Below are 16,364 nucleotides of genomic sequence, written 5' to 3'. Positions count from 1 at the left end.
GGTGTCACTCAGCGGACACCGGGCGCAAGGTATCGAGAAAGGCACTCACCTCCGCCGCCTCCGCGGAGTCGAAGCTGTGGAAGATGGCGAGCGCCTCGTTCCAGGCGGCCAGGGCGGCGTCCGGGTCGCCGAGATCGGCATGGACGCGGCCGATCTCGCGCAGGACTCGGGCGCGCCAGTGCTGCATCTCCCGGACGCCCAGCACATCAAGCGCGTGCGTCAGGTGCCGCAGTGCCTCGTGCGCACGGTGACGCCGGAAGGCGACCTCTCCGAGGGCGTACGCGGTGAGCGTCTCACCGTACGTGTCGCCGAAGCGCGCGAAGCTCCGCTGGCAGTGCGTGAGCGTCCGCACCGCCTCGTCGAACCGTCCCACCGCGCCCAGAGCCTCCCCCAGCCGGCGCTCCGTCAAGGTGGTGATGATCGGATAGCCGTGCCGGCGGCTGAGTTCGAGACTCTCCTCATAGCGCCGGATCGCCTCCGTCACCTCGCCCTTGCTGTAGTGGGTGATGCCCAGGGCCCGGAGCAGGATCGCCCGGGGGTACGCGGTGCGGCCCCCGCGCGCCAGCTCCAGTCCACGACGGCAGACCTCGGCGGCCTGGTCGTGGTGGCCGAGTTCAAGGTGGATCGACGTCAAATGGATCAATGTGCTGAGCAGTCCTCCGTGGTCGCCGAGCTCCTCGAACCGGTCGACGGCTTCGGTGGTGCGATCCAGCGCCTCCTCGAAGTCCCCGAACACATGCCGGCAGATGCCGAGGCCGCTGAGCGCGTACGCGGCGGAGTGCCGGTCCCCCATGCGCTCGAACAGCTCGAGCAGTGATTCGAACTCCCGCAGCGCGTCGCCGAACATCCCCCGCTCCACCAGGAGATCCGCCCGCAGCAGCCGGGTGGTCAGCAACGCGGGGGTGTGCTCCAGCCGGGTCGCGGCGGCGATGACGGCATCGTGAATCCGGGTGGCCTGGTCGAAGAAGCCGTGGATCCGTAGATAGGCCGTCAGATGGTAGGCCAGCTCGCCCGCGAGGGCGGGTCTGTCCAGCGCGGCCGCGAGCTCGACCACCGCCACCATGTTCCCGCGTTCCTCCATCAGCCACTCGGAGTCGCCCTGCCCTGTCGCCGGGCGGGACTCGCCGGCGCCCGGCATAGGCGCGCAGGGCAGGGGGAGATCACCGACGGCCGCCGCCACCCGGTCGAGACTCTCCCTGACGAGCCCGAGCAGGATCGCGCGCCGCCGTGTCTCGCTCTCCTCCGCCTCGGCCTGTTCCCGCGCGAACGCCCGCAGCAGATCGTGCAGCCGGTATCGCAGGCCTCCCGCGGCGCAGGCTTCCGGCCCGTTCACCAGACCGGCGACGACCAGGGTCTCCAGAGCGCGATCCGTTACATCCCGGGACTCTCCCAGCAGCGCCGCCGCGGCCCACTCGGGCACGCTCTCCAGCCCGGACAGGCCGAGCAGCCGGAACGTCCGCCGCGCCACGTCGGTGAGGGCGTCATAGCTCACGGCGAAGTTGGCGCGAACGGTCTGCTGTCCCAGAGCCAGTTCGTCGAGGCGCCGGCGAGTGTCCTCCAGGCGGGCCGCGAAGTCGGACAACGGCCAAGCGGGCCGGGCCGACAGTCTCGCCGCCGCTATGCGGATCGCCAGCGGCAGCCGTCCGCAGGCGCGCAGAATCGACGCCGCCGCCTTCGGCTCCGCGCGCACGCGGGCCTGTCCGGCCACCCGTTCGAGCAGCTCCACCGCTTCGTTCTCGTCGGGTACGTCCAGCAAGATCGCCTGAGCGCCGGGTAAGGCGAGCTGCGCACGGGAGGTCACCAGCACCGCGCCACGCGCTGTGCCCGGTAACAGGGGCGACACCTGCGCCTCCTCCGCCGCGTCGTCGAGGATGATGAGGATCTCGCGATCCGCGAGGCGTGACCGGTACAGAGCGGCCCGCTCTTCGAGCGTGTCGGGGATCGCGCTCCCCTCCACTCCGAGCGCTCTCAGCAGCTCCCCGAGAATGCGCCGGGGATCGCGTGGCGCGGGTGAGGCCGCGCCGAGCCGTACGTAGAGCTGGCCGTCGGGAAAGGCGGGCCGGAGCAGATGCGCCAGGTGGATCGCCAGGGTGCTCTTGCCGAGTCCGGGGGTGCCCGACAGGGCCACGATCACGGGTGCGGAGGCCTCGGGGTCCCTGCCGCGCAGAATCGTGGTAATCGATTTCAGTTCAGCGCTTCTGCCCACGAAGTCGGCGAGGTCCGCAGGTAGCTGGCAGATGTGGTGCCACGCCGTGGTGTCCGGCACTGCGGGCCCGTGCGGCGCGGTAGCCGGTTCTGGAGCTTTGTGGGCTGACGGGTGATCCGCCAAGAGGCTCGCGTGGAGGCTGCGTAAATCGGCGCCCGGCTCGACGCCCAGCTCCTCCACCAGGACCGTCCGCACCCGACGGTAGGCGTCCAACGCCTCACCCCGCCGCCCGGCCCGGTGCAGGGCGAGCATGAGCTGACCCCAGAGACGCTCGCGCAGTGGATGCGCGTCCGCGATCTTCCGCAGCTCACCGATCAACTGGTCATGCTGCCCGAGGGCCAGACGGACGTCGATCCAGTCGGAACGCGCCTGGTACAGCTCCTCCTCCAACTCGGCGATCCGGGGCGTCAGCACCTCGCCGAGCACGAGGTCCTCGGCGGGCCGGCCCCGCCAGAGCGCCACCGCCCGCCCGAACGCCCTCTCGGCGACCGTCAGCTCGCCCCGCTGTACGGCGAGCCGCCCCTCGCGCGCCACATCACTGAAGATCAGTGCGTCCAGCTGATCGGGCTCGGCGCACAGCAGATAGCCGGACCCTTCGGTCCGCACGATCTGGTCCCCACCGGGGATCGCCCGCCGTAGCTGCCATACGTGGGTCTGGATGTTGGCCACGGCCGTGGTCGGAGGTTCATCCCACAGAGCGGCCACCAGCCCGTCCCGGGAGATCACGGTGTTGGCGTTGAGCAGCAGAGTGGCCAGCACGGCCCGAGGTTTGCCCCGGAGATGGATCGGGGTCCTCGGGGTGCCCTCCAGGAAGACCTGAACGGAGCCCAGGACGGCGAAACTCACCCGCTGGTGGTGCACCATGAAGCAGCCAATCCCTTGCGTAACAACACCGTACTCGTGATCTTTGGTGCGTCTGCTGAGCGGTTCGGCAGAGGATTGTCATCGCGATGCGGACGCGCACCATGATTACGGACGTGATCGTCTTTGCGCCACCTCGGCCTCGGCTGAGCGTGTAGCTGTACACGAGCCGGTACCGTCGCATGGGGCAATGGTAGGAAGTCGTTGCAGTCGCCGTTGATGTTGCTGACCAGCGTGTGGGTGCCCTGGCGGTCGCCCATCGCGTACGACGTCGAGCCCTGGATGAAGCCGCCGCCGCGCGGCGGTGCCGGGGATCGTCAGGGCGGTTCCCGCGACAGTCAGGGCGACGGCGCTCAACCCAGCCCTGGCGGCGGTTACGGCTTCGGGATGGCCGACCGCACCCACCGCCGCGACCTGGCGTCGGCTTGATCGATATAGTGTGGCATGCCGGAGTTGATCGCGCCCACCGCACGTTTGCACGCCGCCTGGCTCGAGGCGCATGCCGAGTGGGGGCCCGGCGTCCATGAGGACGGGTTCGGGCTGCTGCCGTCGGATGAGGTCGAGTCGACGGCCGGGTTCGCGGCCTGGGTGGCGCGGCTGGTCGACGAGTCGGATCAGGCGAAGGCAGCGGATGTCGGCGAGGCGCCGTGCACGTACCGGTGGATCGTCGATGGCGACCGGGTGCTCGGCGGGATCGCGCTGAGGCACGGGTTCGGTGAGTTCGTGGAGTGGGCCGGCCACATCGGGTACGGCATCCGGCCGTCCGCGCGCCGGCGCGGGTTGGCTACCTGGGCGCTGGGCCGGATGCTTGACGAGGCGCGAGAGTTGGGCATGGACAAGGTGCTGGTTGTCTGCGCGGCCGGCAACGTTGCCTCGGTGAAGACGATCGAGCGCCACGGTGGCGTCCTCGAAGGTATCCGAGACACCGAACTCGGCCCGGCGCGGCGTTACTGGATCAAGATCAGCGTACCGAGCGCGTGATTCATCGGTAGGGAGCCGACGTTGGGCAAGGAGGGATGCCGTATGGATGGAGAACAGGGTGCCGAGCCGGTCTTCGTCCGCTCGAAGTGGGGGACGGCTCGCTATGTGTACAACCCGAAGCACCCCATGGGCGTCGCCCTCATCGTGGGTTCCCTCCTGCTCGCGGTAGGCGGGATGTACTACGTCAACGACCGCGCGAACTGGAGTGAGGGAGAGCTGCGGGACGCCGTCCACGGAGCTGCCCGCGCGCTGGAGGCGGAGCCGCAGACCGTGAGTCTCTTCACCGGCTACGAAGAACTGATCCACGAGGCGATCAGGAAGACCGGAGCGGGACCGCCGCACGGATCGGTCAAGGTCTCGGCCGTGCGGGCCGCCGGTTACGGCGCGAACCGGCCGACGGACGACTTCGAGATCAGATCGGACGATGTGGACGGCGTGTACTGCCTGCGCATCTCACCTCCGCAACCCGACACACCGAAGTCAAGCGTGACCTCCACGCTCTCCACGACCGTGGAGGACCACTCCTGCTAGTGCGGGCCACCGGCCGGCTCATCTTTGACGGGCTAGCTCTTCTTCACCGAAGGAAGCTGGTCCGTCCACTCCGTGGTCACGGAGATGAACTTCTTGCTCCACGCCACGCCGCCGTCGCTGGCGAGGATGAGATTGGCGCGGGCCACCTGGGCCTTCTCGGGATCGACGACCAGCTCGATGCCCCTCTTACCGCCTTCAGGATCAGGGAAGCGCAGTTGCTGGCCGCCTTCGACCGCGCCCGTGTTCTCAACTCCCGGCGTCGCGGCGAGCGCCCGGAACGCCGCGGAGCGGACCTCCGCGGGTGCCGGCAGCTCCGTGATCAGCGTGAGCAGGGGGAACGTGGGGTCACCTTGGATTTCGGATCCGGACATGTCGCTCTCGTTGCCCTTGCGCTCGGCGATCCACGCCTTCAGCGCCTCCGGGTCCGTCGGCAGCCTTTCGAGGTCCTCGAAGCTCACCTTGGCGCCCTTGAGTCTGAGCGTTTTCCACGCCGGCGCCGGTACGAGGGCATCGGGAGGATCCCCGGGCTCGCCCTTGGTCCAGCGCTTGCCGTCGCGCGCGGTCCAGCTCTCCATCGGCGGCATTTCCGCCTTGGACCACTGACGCGTGACGTGCCAGTACGTCCCAGAACCTTGGGGCGTACGTTCCGCGCCGACGGCGGCCATGAGCAGGACCTCCTTGCCAGAGACCGGGGCGCCGTCGTTCGTGGGCGCCCCCGTGGCGAGCACGACCGCTGCGGCGGCCCCGGCGGCGACCAGGGCGACTCCCGGCACGAACCAGCCGACGCGCCTGCGCGCCCGGCCCGCCCGCGTCCTTTGCTGGAGGCGGTCCCTGCTGCGCGCGACCGCCTGAGCGGACGGCTCCGGCTTGGCCAGCAGAGTGGCGACCTCTTCCAGGTCATTCATGGGTCGTCTCCTTGTCGATGAGGGCTTGGATCTTGGCGCGGGCCCGGCTGAGCCGCGAGCCCACTGCGCCGATGGAAATGCCGAGCGCCTGGGCGATCTCGTCGTAACTGAGCTGGCCCAGCGCCAGGAGCAGCAGCACGTCACGTTCGCCGCCGTTCAGCGAGGCGAGCGCCATGGCCAGGTGCGGCTGCATGCGCTGGGCGGTCACGGAGGTGACGACCCGGTTCTCGTGTCCTTCCACGACCGGCGCGGGGTCCAGCCGGGCCAGCGCCTTGTAGTGGCGGGCCTCCTTGCGGCGGTGCCTGGCCACCAGGTTCGTGGCGAAGCCGAACAGCCAGGGCCGCAAACCCCCTTTTTCCAGGTCGAAGCGGTCACGCCGGTCGAACGCCAGCAGGAACGTCTCCGCCGCGATGTCCTCGGCCACCTGGGTGTCGAGGCGGCCCGCCACGTACAGGTAGATGTCGCGGAAATACCGGTCATGCACGGCGGTGAACAGCTCGGAGTTCCCCCGGTAGCCGGCGACGAGATCGGCGTCGGTCACCTGTTCGCCCACGTCGGCGGTCACGTGCCCGTCTCCGTCATAAGTGTGCCTTCCGGATGGTGATTGTTACTTTCATCCATCCTTCGCCGCATGCCCGCATCTTCTTCCCGCCCCCGAAGAGCGGCCGTTCAGCAGCCGGGCGCGTCTTCCACGCGTCCCGGCTTCATCCTCCGGCTTTCTCCCGGAAGGACCCATCGGGAAGGGTGGGCTTGGTGTCGTTCCAGCCAGAGTCCACGACCGCCCAGTAGCCCAGCATCCTGCCGGGACCTCGTCGCGGCGGTATCGGCTGATGTGGTTGGTCGCGATGCCGTAGAGCCAGGGGCGGGCGCTGCGGTGGCTCGTGTCGTACCGGCGACGCTGACGGAAGGCGAGGGCGAACGTCTCAGCGCAGACATCGTCGGCGGCGTGCGGACCGAGTCGGCGGGAGACGTACCGGTGAATCTCCGCGTAGTGCGCGTCGAAGACGGCGCCGAAACGCTCGGGTTCGTCCCAGGACCGCTCGATCACCACGGCGTCGTCCTGCGACGGTGGGGCGTCGCCCGGGGGATCGGCCAGGTGTGGCTCATTCATTCAACGGCCTTGTGGTCGGCGGGACATTGGTCACCTGTTGTTGTCCGCAGACGATCCTCGCCTTCCCCTGAGTTCCGGCGGGTCTCGGCCGGGAGCAGCGCCCGTCTCACCGGGCGCGGCCGGCCTGGGTCTGCGATCGGGAGTGTCTGTGCGACACCGATCCTTGGGGTTCTCGGCTGATCTAGGTTGCGGATCACAGAAGTCCATGGGCAAGACGCAAAGCGGGCGTGGGACCGGTTTTCCGGTCCCACGCCCGCTTTTCGTGGCGCTGTCGGTCAGTTCTGATGGGCGACCTCCGGTGTGGCTTGCTCGGCCGGTCGATAGCCGAGGCGGCCTCGGGTCGCGACGAGCACCACGATCGCTGCCGTGGCGCCCGCGAGCAGGGTGACGTGGGACGCCTGCTCGACGCTGGCGATCGACGGGAACATGTCCGAGTAGGCGATCGACATGAAGTTGTTGACGCTGACGTGCAGCAGCATGACCAGCGGCAGGCTCTGGCCGGTCCGGTTGAACACCCACGTGACGATCACGCTGAAGACGCAGCAGAAGGCGACGAACTCGGCGACCCTGATCGGGGTGACGTTCGGCCACTCGCCCCACTCGCTCAGGAACAGCGGCATGTGCCAGAGGCCCCACAGCGGACCGAGGACGAAGGTGGCGACCAGCGGACCGAACCTGCGCTGCAGGCGGGGCAGGGCGAAGTCACGCCAGCCGGGCTCTTCCGCCAGACCGGTGGTGACCATCTGGAGCAGCAGCCCCGGCAGGTAGGCCACCAGCACGGCGACGGGCGGCATGTGGATATCTTCGTTGGTCACCGCGAGACCGGCAAGGATGATGGCGGCCGGAACGCCGACGACGGTCACGACGTACCAGATCCAGCTGACCCGCCACTTCGTCATCCGCCCGACCCACCGGCGGAGGCCTGCCCTGCCATCCGCCACCACGGTCACGATGAACGCGGCGAGGATGGGACCGAGATAGGCGCCAGGGAGAACGCCGAGGAGCTGCGTGCTACCGAGCAGCGAGGGGAATGTGAAATCCAAGACCCCCAGGCCGGTCGCCGAGAGAATGTAAGGCACCCAGGCGGCCCAGCTCAGCAGGTTGGCCAGGACGAAGAAACTGATCAGTGGACGGCGACGGATGAAACCCCGCAGCCCGGTCTGACTCGGCTGCTGCTCGATATCCGGCCGGCTGTTGACTGCCATTTTATTTCTCCTGGGAGGAGCGCTTGACTGACAGTGATCAGCACATCAGCCGAGGGCCTTCCCAGTCGTTCCCGCGTACGCCCCAATGGGGGTATAGCTAGGGGTACCGCGGAGAGAACGCGCAGCTCAGAGCATTGGCCAGGAAGGGTAGAGCACGCGCCCCAAGTTGCCGTCTCATCCTGAACCTGGCGGACGTTACGTGCGGTAATTCTTCCCAGGGGGCTTACCGGGGATCGGCTTGGCGATGAGAGCGACGGGGATGAAGAAGCAGATCTGGCCGATCACCAGGGTGAGTGTCCAGAGGGCCTTGTCGTCGTAGTGGGTGGATGCCTTGGCGTACAGCTCGTCGGGGACGCGTTCCCCGGACGGGTTCGGGGTGAGGACGGCCTCCACGAGCTCCAGTGCGACCCGTTCGGCGTCGGTGAAGTAGGGGGCGTCCCGCCAGGACGCCACGGCGGTGATGCGCTCCTCTGCCTCCCCGGCCCGGCGGAGGAGGCCGGTCTGCCGGACGGCGTGGTACGTGCTGCCGACGATCTGCCCGGCGCGGAGCTGCACCAGGTTGACGGTGGCCTGCGGAATCGAACCGTTCAGCGTGGCCTTGAGCATGGCTCCGGCGATTGTTCCCACCTCGGGAAAGAACTGGGCAGGGTCGGGCAGACGCGACCGGAGGTCGTCCTGCTCGGTTGTCGTGGGCGTGGCCATGGCGAGGTTTCCCTTCTCAATCTCTTGGGGCTTGCGACCATCACGAAGTGGCCGGCTGCGGGGACGATCACGGGGATCACGACCAGTGGTAGACCAGGTTCACGGCAAGTGCGGCCACCGCGGTGGCGAAGAATCCGGCCCAATTCACGAGCTTGCGGGAACCCACTCGCAGGTGCGCGAGGAGCGCGCCGATGAAGTAGAGCACGAGGCCAGCGGCAGCGAGTGTCCCCAGCATTGGCACAGCGAACCCGCCCAACAGCCCCAAAGAGCCCGCCGCCAGCAACATGCCCAACACCGGTACCCACGACCGTGGCAAGCGCTTCATGTCCGCCTGAGCCTTTGGAAATTCGTGGCCGATCAGGTAGACGACGGCGGCGCTGCCGTACAGTACCGAGGCGAAGATGGTGACCGTGGCATAAGCGGCGAACATGAGCCCTCCTTTGCGCTTTTTTGCTGCAAGAACTTCCGTTGAGTGCATCGTTGATCGCCGCTCGATCCCAGCGGTGTTCGAGCCTTGCGACCCGGTGTCGTAGTAGTCCGACGAAACAACTGCTGGAAATGTCAGGCGCTGTCTCGTCGAACTGGTGAGGGCAACTGCGACAGGGGCCGTCGATCCGTCTCGTCTCCCGTCCCATCGGGCATGCGATAGGCACAGGGTTCCGTGGCGATTGTCATGTTCCAACGGAGTGCTTACAGGAGGCGGCCGCTTCTGGGACGGGACCAGTTATGACAGGTCACCTGCTCCGTTCTCTGCTTCGACACCACGAACGGCGAAGCCAGGCTCTCCCTTCGCGCACTCGAACCTGATCCTTTCCAGGAGTTCGCTGACGCGGCTCACGAGGGACAAGAGTTCTACGGAACCGTGACCAAGCTCGTCCCCTTCGGAGCCTTCGTCAGCGTGGCAGAAGGCATTGAGGGCTTGGTGCACGTGGACGAGCTCGCCGAAACCCGCAAAAAGGCCGACTCTGCTCCTCGGTCGCCTTGATGGCACCTGGACGGGAAACAGCACACTCCGAGACCTATGCCAGCTGGCCGACCTCACCGCATGAGGTGGAAGGTGCGGCAGGGCCTGGCTCGCCGTCGTCCATCACCACGACCAGCGGCGTGTGGGAGCAGGCCGTCACTCCATGGCGGCCTGTGTGGAGGATCGGTGAAACCGGCTGAGGAGCTTGGGCGATGCTACGCCGACTGCCGTCGCGCTGTGAGCGTGGCGTGCAGGGCATCGAGGCCCTCGCGGAAGATGCCGGCGAACAGTGCTTCCGCTTCCGCGTCGCTCACCCCGTCGGGTACGAAGCGGCCGCTCCACTGGACCTCGGCGGCGTCCGGGCGGCCGGGCAGGGCGAAGACCCACAGAGTGGCGAGGTAGTCAGTGACGGGGAAGGGCGCTTGGAGGATGGTGTAGCTGTAGGAGCGCTCCGCTTCGCTGTAGGCCGTCAGTCGTTCGACGATCACGTCGCCGTCGCTGGTGCGGAGGCTGCGGACGCGGCCGCCCTGCTGAAGGGTGCTCTCCGATATGTAGGGGAGCCAGTCCGGCAGGGCGTGAAAGCCGCCGATGAGTCCCCAGACGTCTTCCGGGCCGGCCGGGACGGTCTGGTTGACTGAAGTGGTTGCCATGATCTGTGTCCTTGCTGCGTACAGGGTGGTTGATGGCGTTGCGGCGCGGGTGGCTCAGGCGCCGGTCGGCAGCGGCGCGGCAGGATCGAGCAGGCCGGCCGCTCGGAGTTCGGTCCAGAAGCCGGTGGGGATCTCTTCCCGCAGGGCTGCCAGGTCCTCGGAGATGCGCGAGGGGCGGGTGGCGCCGGGGATGACCGCCGCGGCGGCGGGGTGGGCCAGGGAGAACTGGAGCGCCGCCGCCTTGACGGTCACGCCGTAGCGCTCGGCGAGGTCGCTGATCTGCCGGACCTTCACCACGATGCCGGCCGGGGCCTGCTGGTACTCGAAGTGGGTGCCGCCGGCGAGGACGCCGGAGCTGTAGGGGCCGCCGACGACCATGTCGACGCCCTGCTCCTGAGCGGCGGGCAGGAGCCGCTGCAGTGCCTGGCGGTGGTCGAGGAGGGTGTAGCGGCCTGCGAGCAGGAAGCCGTCAGGGCGGGGCTCGTCCAGGGCGAGGGTCAGCTCGATCGGCTCGACGCGGTTGACGCCGAGCCCCCACGCCTTGATGACGCCCTGGTCGCGTAGGTCGTCCAGGACGCGGAAGGCGCCTGTGCGGGCGATCTCGAACTGGGCCAGCCAACGGTCGCCGTGGAAGTCTTGGGCGATGTCGTGCACCCAGACGATGTCCAGCCGGTCGGTGTGTAGTCGCTGGAGGCTGTCCTCGATCGAGCGCTTGGTGGCGTCGGCCGAGTAGTCGTCGGTCATCTTGTTCGGCCGGCCGTGTTCGAACAAGCCGCCCTTCTCGCCGAGGTCGCGGCCGGCGGGATCCTCGCTCTCGTCGTGAATGATCCGGCCGACCTTCGTCGACAGGACGAAGGAGTCCCGCGGGTGCTGGGCGAGCATCTCCCCGAGACGGATCTCGGCGAGGCCCGCGCCGTAGAACGGAGCGGTGTCGAAGTAGCGGATCCCCTGGTCCCAGGCGGCCCGCAGCGTCGCCTGGACCTCCTCCTCCGGGATCGCACGGAACATGTTGCCCAGCGGTGCGGTGCCGAATCCGAGACGACCGGGCAGCAGCGTGGTGAGGCTCATAAGGAGCGCCTTCTCTTCCTTGGTTCTTGGCCCTTGGCTGGACGGCGCTTTCGTGCGTCGTCAGCGGACTTGCCCGCGCCGAAGATGCCGAGGTCGTTGACGAGGATGTCCACCTGCGGAACGGCGTTCAGGACGGCTCGTGCGCAGGCGGCGAATCAGTTGAGGCTGTCGGGGTCCGGGCCCGTGCGCGTGCCGGTGTCGAGGCCGGTGATCGCGGCGATGGCGTCGTCGCTCAGCTCAAAGCCGAAGACGTCGAGGTTCTGGCGGATGCGCTCCGGGGTGACCGACTTGGGGATGACCACATTGCCGGTTTGGAGGTGCCAGCGCAGCACCACCTGGGCGGGGCTGACGCCGTACTTACCGGCGATGTCCACGATGGCCTGGGCTCCGAGAACGGCGCCCTGGGCCAGCGGGCTCCATGCCTCGGTGGCGATGCGGTGCTCCGCGTGGAAGGCACGCAGTTCGCTCTGCTGGAGGGCGGGGTGCAGCTCGACCTGGTTGACCACCGGGGTGATGCCGGTGTGCTCCAGCAGGCGCTGGAGGTGGGGCACCTGGAAGTTGGACACGCCGATGGCGCGGGTCCGGCCGTCGGCGAGCAGCTTTTCGAAGGCGCGCCAGGTGTCGAGGTACCTGTCACGGGCCGGAGTGGGCCAGTGGATCAGGTAGAGGTCGACGTGGTCCAGGCCGAGCTTCTCCAGGGAGGTGTCAAAGGCCGCGAGGGTCGCATCGTAGCCCTGGTCGTCGTTCCACAGCTTGGTTGTGACGAACAGCTCCTCGCGAGGGATGTCGGAGGCGGCCAGCGCGCGGCCGACTCCGCGTTCGTTGCCGTAGATGGCGGCGGTGTCAATGCTGCGGTAGCCGGCCTCCAGGGCGCTGGTGACCGCAGCAGTGGTCTCGTCATCGGGGACCTGGAAGACACCGAAGCCCAACTGCGGCATCGCGACATCGTTGTTCAGCGTCACATTCGGAATCGACGTCACGGTCGATGTCCTTTCTGGGGTGTTCTTTCTCGCGCCGGTTGCGCGAGAGGGGCGGGAGAGCGGAGAGAAAGACGAGGGGGCGCTCCACCGCGGCAGCGCGCGCCGGGGGTCAGTGGTGGACGACTTCAGCGTCCGGCGTGTCCGCCCGCCCGGTGGCCGGCTGCTGCGACCGGGCGGCGACGGGCCCAGAGCGGCGCTCCAGGCGCCGCGAGACGAGCGCGAGGACGAGAGCGGCGGCGGCGAGCACCGCGCCCACGGCGTTGGGGGCGGTGTAGCCGTACCCGGCGGAGATCACGATGCCGCCGAGCCAGGCGGAGAGAGCGTTGCCCAGGTTGAAGGCACCGATGTTGACGGCCGACGCCAGGGTGGGGGCGCCGTGCGCGTAGTCCAGGACCCGCTTCTGGAGCGGGGGGACGGTGGCGAAACCCAGCGCGCCGATGAGGAAGACGGCCACGGCCGCCACGGCCTTGTTCGGCGCGCCGACAGTGAACAGCGCCAGGACGACCGCGAGACCGCCCAGGGCCGTGAAGAGCATCGCCATGAGCCGGCGGTCGGCGAACCGTCCTCCGATGAGGTTCCCGACCACCATGCCCAGTCCGAAGAGCACCATCAGCCAGGGCACGGAGGAGTCCGCGTAGCCGCTGACCTCGGTCATCATCGGCGCGATATAGGTGATCGCGGCGAAAACACCTCCGAAGCCGAGCACGGTCATCGCCATGGCCAGCAGCACCTGGGGGTTGATGAGCGCTGCCACCTCGTGCCGCAGGTGTACGCCCTCGGGCTTGGGGAGGTTCGGGACCAGCTTGGCGACACCGGCCAGGCCGACGACACCGAGCCCCGCGACGATCAGGAAGGTGACGCGCCAGCCCGCGCTCTGGCCGACGAAGGTGCCCAGCGGGACGCCGACCACGTTCGCCACGGTCAGCCCGGTGAACATCATGGAGATCGCCCCGGCCTTCTTCTCCGGTGCTACCAGCTCGGCGGCCACCACGGAGCCGATGCCGAAGAAGGCGCCATGGGCCAGCGAGGCCACGACCCGGCCGACGAGCATGACGGCGAAGACCGGAGCCACGGCGGAGATGACGTTCCCCACGATGAACAGGCCCATGAGCAGCATGAGCATGTTTCTGCGGGAGATCCTGGTACCGAGGACCGTCATGATCGGCGCTCCGATCATGACACCGAGCGCATAACCGGTGACGAGCAGGCCGGCCGTCGGCACGGAGACTCCGAGGTCGCCGGCGACCTGAGGCAGCAGCCCCATGATCACGAATTCGGTGGTACCGATCCCGAAGGCCCCAATGGCCAGGGCCAGCAGTGCGAGCGGCATGACGTGTCCTTACGATGCAGACGAAAAAGTAGTGCGCAAGCGCCTTACGGGCATGAACAATAATTGCAGACGCGGCATATGGCAAACGCGGTATAGTGGCGTACGTGACTAAGGGGTGCCGTTCCGCGGTGCGCCTCAGCCGACCGCCCGGACCGAGGGAGCCGACATGACCGCCACAGACCCTGCGATGACCGCTCTCGCCCACAGCTGGTCTGCGCTCTCGCTACTGCACGGGCGCATCGAGAGCAGCATCGAACGCGCGCTCCAGGCCGCACACGACCTGAGCGCACGTGAATACTCCTTGCTCGACGTCCTCAGCCGGCAGCACGACGGCGAGGGCGGCCACTTGCAGATGCGCCAGGTCGCCGACTCCGTCATCCTCAGCCAGAGCGCGACCACCCGCCTGGTCACCCGGCTGGAGAACCGCGGCCTGCTCGCCCGCTACCTGTGCCCCACCGACCGGCGCGGCATCTACACCGACATCACCGACAAGGGCCGGCACCTGCTGGAGGAAGCCCGCCCCACCAACAACGCGGCCCTGCGCGAGGCCCTCGAAGCGGCAGCCGCCGCACCCGAACTCGCCCCCCTCGTCCACGCGGTCGAGCAGTTGCAGAGCCGTCCGGTCCCTGTGTGACCTTCCCGGCAAGCCGGGGTTTGCGCGCCGTCGGCCGTGATCGACATGGAGCTCCCGGCAACCGGTGAAACCGGCTGAGGGTGCCGTGAAACCGGCGCGGCCGAGAGTGAAGCCATGAGCATCACAGAACTCGGACGTACCGGGGGCGGCCCGGCCTCCGGCGGAGGAACCGATCTGGCCGTACGTGCGGAAGGGCTGGTGAAGACGTTCGGCGGGCACCGTGCCGTCGACGGGATCGACCTGGACGTACGCCCCGGTGAGATCTTCGGCGTCCTCGGCCCGAACGGCGCCGGCAAGACCACCATGCTGCGGATGCTGGCCACCCTGTTGAAGATCGACGCGGGCCGTGCCGAGATCTTCGGGGTCGACGTGGCCGGCAACCCGCACATGATCCGCCAGCTGGTCGGCGTCACCGGACAGTACGCGTCGGTCGACGAGAACCTGACCGCCCGCGAGAACCTCTGGCTCTTCAGCCGCCTGCAGGGCATCGCCGCGCCGCGCGCCCGGGGCATCGCCGTCGAATTGCTGGGCCAGTTCGGCCTGGAGGAGGCCGCCGACCGACCGATCGCGCAGTTCTCCGGTGGCATGCGCCGGCGCCTCGACCTGGCGGCCAGCCTGATCACCAGGCCACCGCTGATCTTCCTCGACGAGCCGACCACCGGCCTCGATCCGCGCACGCGCGGCCAGATGTGGGACACCATCCGCGGTCTGGTCGCCGACGGCTGCACCGTGCTGCTGACCACGCAATATCTGGACGAGGCCGATCAGCTCGCCGATCGCGTCGCCGTCATCGACCACGGCCGCAAAGTCGCCGAGGGCACCCCCGACGAGTTGAAGACAGCGGTCGGCAACTCCGCCCTCCAGTTGCTGCTCGCCGAGCCGGACGAGGTGCCCACCGCCGTGGAGGTCGTGCGGCGCGTCCTCGGCTCCGACCCGGTCCTCAGCCCGGAGCAGGGCCGCCTCAACGTCGCCCTCGACCAGGCCGACCTGGCCGCGGACGTACTGATCGCACTGCGCGCCGCCGGGGTGTCGATCTCCTCGGTGAGCGTGGCCAAGCCCAGCCTGGACGAGGTGTTCCTCGCCCTCACCGGCCACGGGACGGACGGGGACGACGAGACCGGCACGGAGGAGAACCGATGAGCACCATGACCGCACCCGCCCGCGAGACGGTACGGGCCGCCGACCGCGTGGCGGCCGCCCGGCGGCGCGTCTCCACGGGGGAGACGATCGTCCAGACCCTGACGATGGCGTGGCGGGCGCTCAAGAAGATGCGTCGCAACCCGGAGCAGTTCTTCGACGTGGCGCTGCAGCCGATCCTGTTCACCGCGATGTTCGCCTTCATCTTCGGTGGCGCCATCGCCGGCGACGTGGAGAGCTACCTCCCCCTGATGATCCCCGGCATCCTCGCCCAGACCGTGCTGACGACGTGCATGGCCACGGGCACGCAACTCCGCGAGGACATGGAGAAGGGCGTTTTCGACCGGTTCAAGTCGCTGCCGATCGCCCGGATCGCGCCGCTCGCCGGCCCCATGGTGGCCGACCTGCTGCGCTACACGATCGCGGCCACTCTGACCTTCGGCATGGGCCTGGTGATGGGCTACCGCCCGGGCGGCGGAGCGGGCGGCGTGCTCGCCGCGATCCTGCTGGCTATCATCACGGGCTGGTCTCTGGCCTGGGTCTTCACCTGGGTCGGCACGATCGCCCGGAGCGCCCAGGCCGTCCAGAGCATCTCCATGATGATCTTGTTCCCGCTGACGTTCCTGTCGAACGCGTTCGTCCCCGTCGAGACCCTGCCCGGCTGGCTGGCCGCGTTCGTCCGGATCAACCCGGTCTCACACCTGGTCACGGCCGCCCGCGACCTCGCCAACAGCGCCCTCGTCAGCGGAGAGGTGGCCTGGACGCTCCTGGCGTGCCTGATCGTCATCGCGATCTTCGCGCCGCTGTCGGTACGCAGTTACAAGCGGCACATGTGACCTGCGCCCGTCACGGCCGGAGACCTGCTCAACGAGGCCGCGCGCCTCGTCGAGCAGGTCGGGGCCACGTCGATCGCCGTACTCGGCGCGCACGGCTGCGATCATCCCGGGCGCGGCCCGCTCCGCGTACGGTTCGATCCGCTCGAAGGTCATGCTGGGCATGCTGCCGTTGTACGCGAACCGCTCGGCCAGCACCAGCAACCTGATCGCGTCGCGGGGGGACATAGCTCCCCGCAGCAGCCCCCAAGCGCCGAGCGCGAAGA

General features: G+C 68.5%; 17 protein-coding genes and 1 pseudogene. 7 read left to right on the top strand and 11 right to left on the bottom strand.

All coding sequences use genetic code 11. The annotated features are described in order from the left end of the window. Positions 1 to 4: 4 nt before the first annotated feature. The gene (locus KLK06_RS11460; protein WP_214635329.1) at positions 5 to 3,070 is read right to left on the bottom strand and encodes a BTAD domain-containing putative transcriptional regulator; all 3,066 of its coding nucleotides are present in this window, start codon (positions 3,068 to 3,070) and stop codon (positions 5 to 7) included. 216 nt (positions 3,071 to 3,286) lie between these two features. On the opposite strand from KLK06_RS11460, the gene KLK06_RS11455 reads away from it, so the two are divergent. Genes KLK06_RS11455 through KLK06_RS11445 form a run of 3 tightly spaced genes read left to right on the top strand, consistent with a single transcriptional unit; the run spans position 3,287 to position 4,579 of the window. Next, positions 3,287 to 3,496: a hypothetical protein gene (locus tag KLK06_RS11455; protein WP_214635328.1), complete on the top strand. Its 210-nt coding sequence runs from the start codon at positions 3,287 to 3,289 to the stop codon at positions 3,494 to 3,496. Positions 3,497 to 3,511: 15 nt separating this feature from the next. Beyond that, complete coding sequence (locus KLK06_RS11450; RefSeq protein WP_214635327.1) at positions 3,512 to 4,048, top strand: GNAT family N-acetyltransferase; 537 nt, start codon at positions 3,512 to 3,514, stop codon at positions 4,046 to 4,048. A 42-nt stretch (positions 4,049 to 4,090) separates the two neighbouring features. Further along, positions 4,091 to 4,579 (top strand): hypothetical protein, encoded by a 489-nt coding sequence (locus KLK06_RS11445; protein WP_214635326.1) that lies wholly within the window; start codon positions 4,091 to 4,093, stop codon positions 4,577 to 4,579. A 32-nt stretch (positions 4,580 to 4,611) separates the two neighbouring features. Here the strand turns inward: KLK06_RS11445 and KLK06_RS11440 are convergent, their stop codons facing one another. From KLK06_RS11440 to KLK06_RS11415, 6 genes are all read right to left on the bottom strand, one after another. Next, complete coding sequence (locus KLK06_RS11440) at positions 4,612 to 5,484, bottom strand: CU044_5270 family protein (protein WP_214635325.1); 873 nt, start codon at positions 5,482 to 5,484, stop codon at positions 4,612 to 4,614. After that, a complete protein-coding gene (locus tag KLK06_RS11435; protein WP_214635324.1) occupies positions 5,477 to 6,049 on the bottom strand; it encodes an RNA polymerase sigma factor in 573 nt (190 codons plus the stop codon). The genes KLK06_RS11440 and KLK06_RS11435 overlap by 8 nt, the downstream gene beginning before the upstream one ends. A 48-nt stretch (positions 6,050 to 6,097) precedes the next feature. Beyond that, complete coding sequence (locus KLK06_RS11430; RefSeq protein ID WP_214635323.1) at positions 6,098 to 6,595, bottom strand: RNA polymerase sigma factor; 498 nt, start codon at positions 6,593 to 6,595, stop codon at positions 6,098 to 6,100. A 275-nt stretch (positions 6,596 to 6,870) separates the two neighbouring features. Continuing rightward, positions 6,871 to 7,800 carry a CPBP family intramembrane glutamic endopeptidase gene (locus tag KLK06_RS11425; protein WP_214635322.1) on the bottom strand — a complete coding sequence of 310 codons (930 nt, stop codon included), beginning with the start codon at positions 7,798 to 7,800 and terminating at the stop codon, positions 6,871 to 6,873. Between the two features lie 195 nt (positions 7,801 to 7,995). After that, positions 7,996 to 8,502: a carboxymuconolactone decarboxylase family protein gene (locus tag KLK06_RS11420; RefSeq protein ID WP_214635321.1), complete on the bottom strand. Its 507-nt coding sequence runs from the start codon at positions 8,500 to 8,502 to the stop codon at positions 7,996 to 7,998. Positions 8,503 to 8,578: 76 nt separating this feature from the next. Continuing rightward, complete coding sequence (locus KLK06_RS11415; protein WP_214635320.1) at positions 8,579 to 8,932, bottom strand: DoxX family protein; 354 nt, start codon at positions 8,930 to 8,932, stop codon at positions 8,579 to 8,581. Between the two features lie 420 nt (positions 8,933 to 9,352). On the opposite strand from KLK06_RS11415, the pseudogene KLK06_RS63015 reads away from it, so the two are divergent. Beyond that, a pseudogene (locus KLK06_RS63015) lies at positions 9,353 to 9,487 on the top strand (S1 RNA-binding domain-containing protein); the annotation flags it as partial. A 194-nt stretch (positions 9,488 to 9,681) separates the two neighbouring features. Here KLK06_RS63015 and KLK06_RS11405 read toward each other — a convergent pair. The 4 genes from KLK06_RS11405 to KLK06_RS11390 all read right to left on the bottom strand — a co-directional run bounded on the left by KLK06_RS11405 (position 9,682) and on the right by KLK06_RS11390 (position 13,494). After that, positions 9,682 to 10,116, bottom strand: a complete 435-nt coding sequence (locus tag KLK06_RS11405) for an SRPBCC family protein (RefSeq protein WP_214635319.1) — start codon at positions 10,114 to 10,116, stop codon at positions 9,682 to 9,684. Positions 10,117 to 10,170: 54 nt separating this feature from the next. After that, on the bottom strand, positions 10,171 to 11,184 hold the full coding sequence (locus KLK06_RS11400) for an aldo/keto reductase (RefSeq protein WP_214635318.1): 1,014 nt from the start codon (positions 11,182 to 11,184) through the stop codon (positions 10,171 to 10,173). A 155-nt stretch (positions 11,185 to 11,339) separates the two neighbouring features. Then, positions 11,340 to 12,155, bottom strand: a complete 816-nt coding sequence (locus KLK06_RS11395) for an aldo/keto reductase (protein WP_374197109.1) — start codon at positions 12,153 to 12,155, stop codon at positions 11,340 to 11,342. A gap of 118 nt (positions 12,156 to 12,273) precedes the next feature. After that, positions 12,274 to 13,494: an MFS transporter gene (locus KLK06_RS11390; protein WP_214635317.1), complete on the bottom strand. Its 1,221-nt coding sequence runs from the start codon at positions 13,492 to 13,494 to the stop codon at positions 12,274 to 12,276. Positions 13,495 to 13,660: 166 nt separating this feature from the next. Here KLK06_RS11390 and KLK06_RS11385 point away from each other — a divergent pair, with 166 nt between their 5' ends. The 3 genes from KLK06_RS11385 (at position 13,661) to KLK06_RS11375 (ending at position 16,101) form a co-directional block, all read left to right on the top strand. After that, positions 13,661 to 14,128 (top strand): MarR family winged helix-turn-helix transcriptional regulator, encoded by a 468-nt coding sequence (locus KLK06_RS11385; RefSeq protein WP_214635316.1) that lies wholly within the window; start codon positions 13,661 to 13,663, stop codon positions 14,126 to 14,128. Between the two features lie 114 nt (positions 14,129 to 14,242). Next, positions 14,243 to 15,268, top strand: coding sequence for an ATP-binding cassette domain-containing protein (locus KLK06_RS11380; RefSeq protein ID WP_214635315.1), 1,026 nt, complete (start codon positions 14,243 to 14,245; stop codon positions 15,266 to 15,268). Next, positions 15,265 to 16,101: an ABC transporter permease gene (locus KLK06_RS11375; RefSeq protein WP_214635314.1), complete on the top strand. Its 837-nt coding sequence runs from the start codon at positions 15,265 to 15,267 to the stop codon at positions 16,099 to 16,101. Before KLK06_RS11380 ends, KLK06_RS11375 begins: the two co-directional genes overlap by 4 nt. The last annotated feature ends 263 nt before the right edge of the window (positions 16,102 to 16,364 follow it).

The sequence above is a fragment of the Nonomuraea sp. NEAU-A123 genome (assembly GCF_018603905.1).
Lineage (GTDB): Bacteria > Actinomycetota > Actinomycetes > Streptosporangiales > Streptosporangiaceae > Nonomuraea.
Note: the sequence above shows the minus strand (reverse complement) of the source record. Positions and strands in the feature narration are given on the sequence as shown.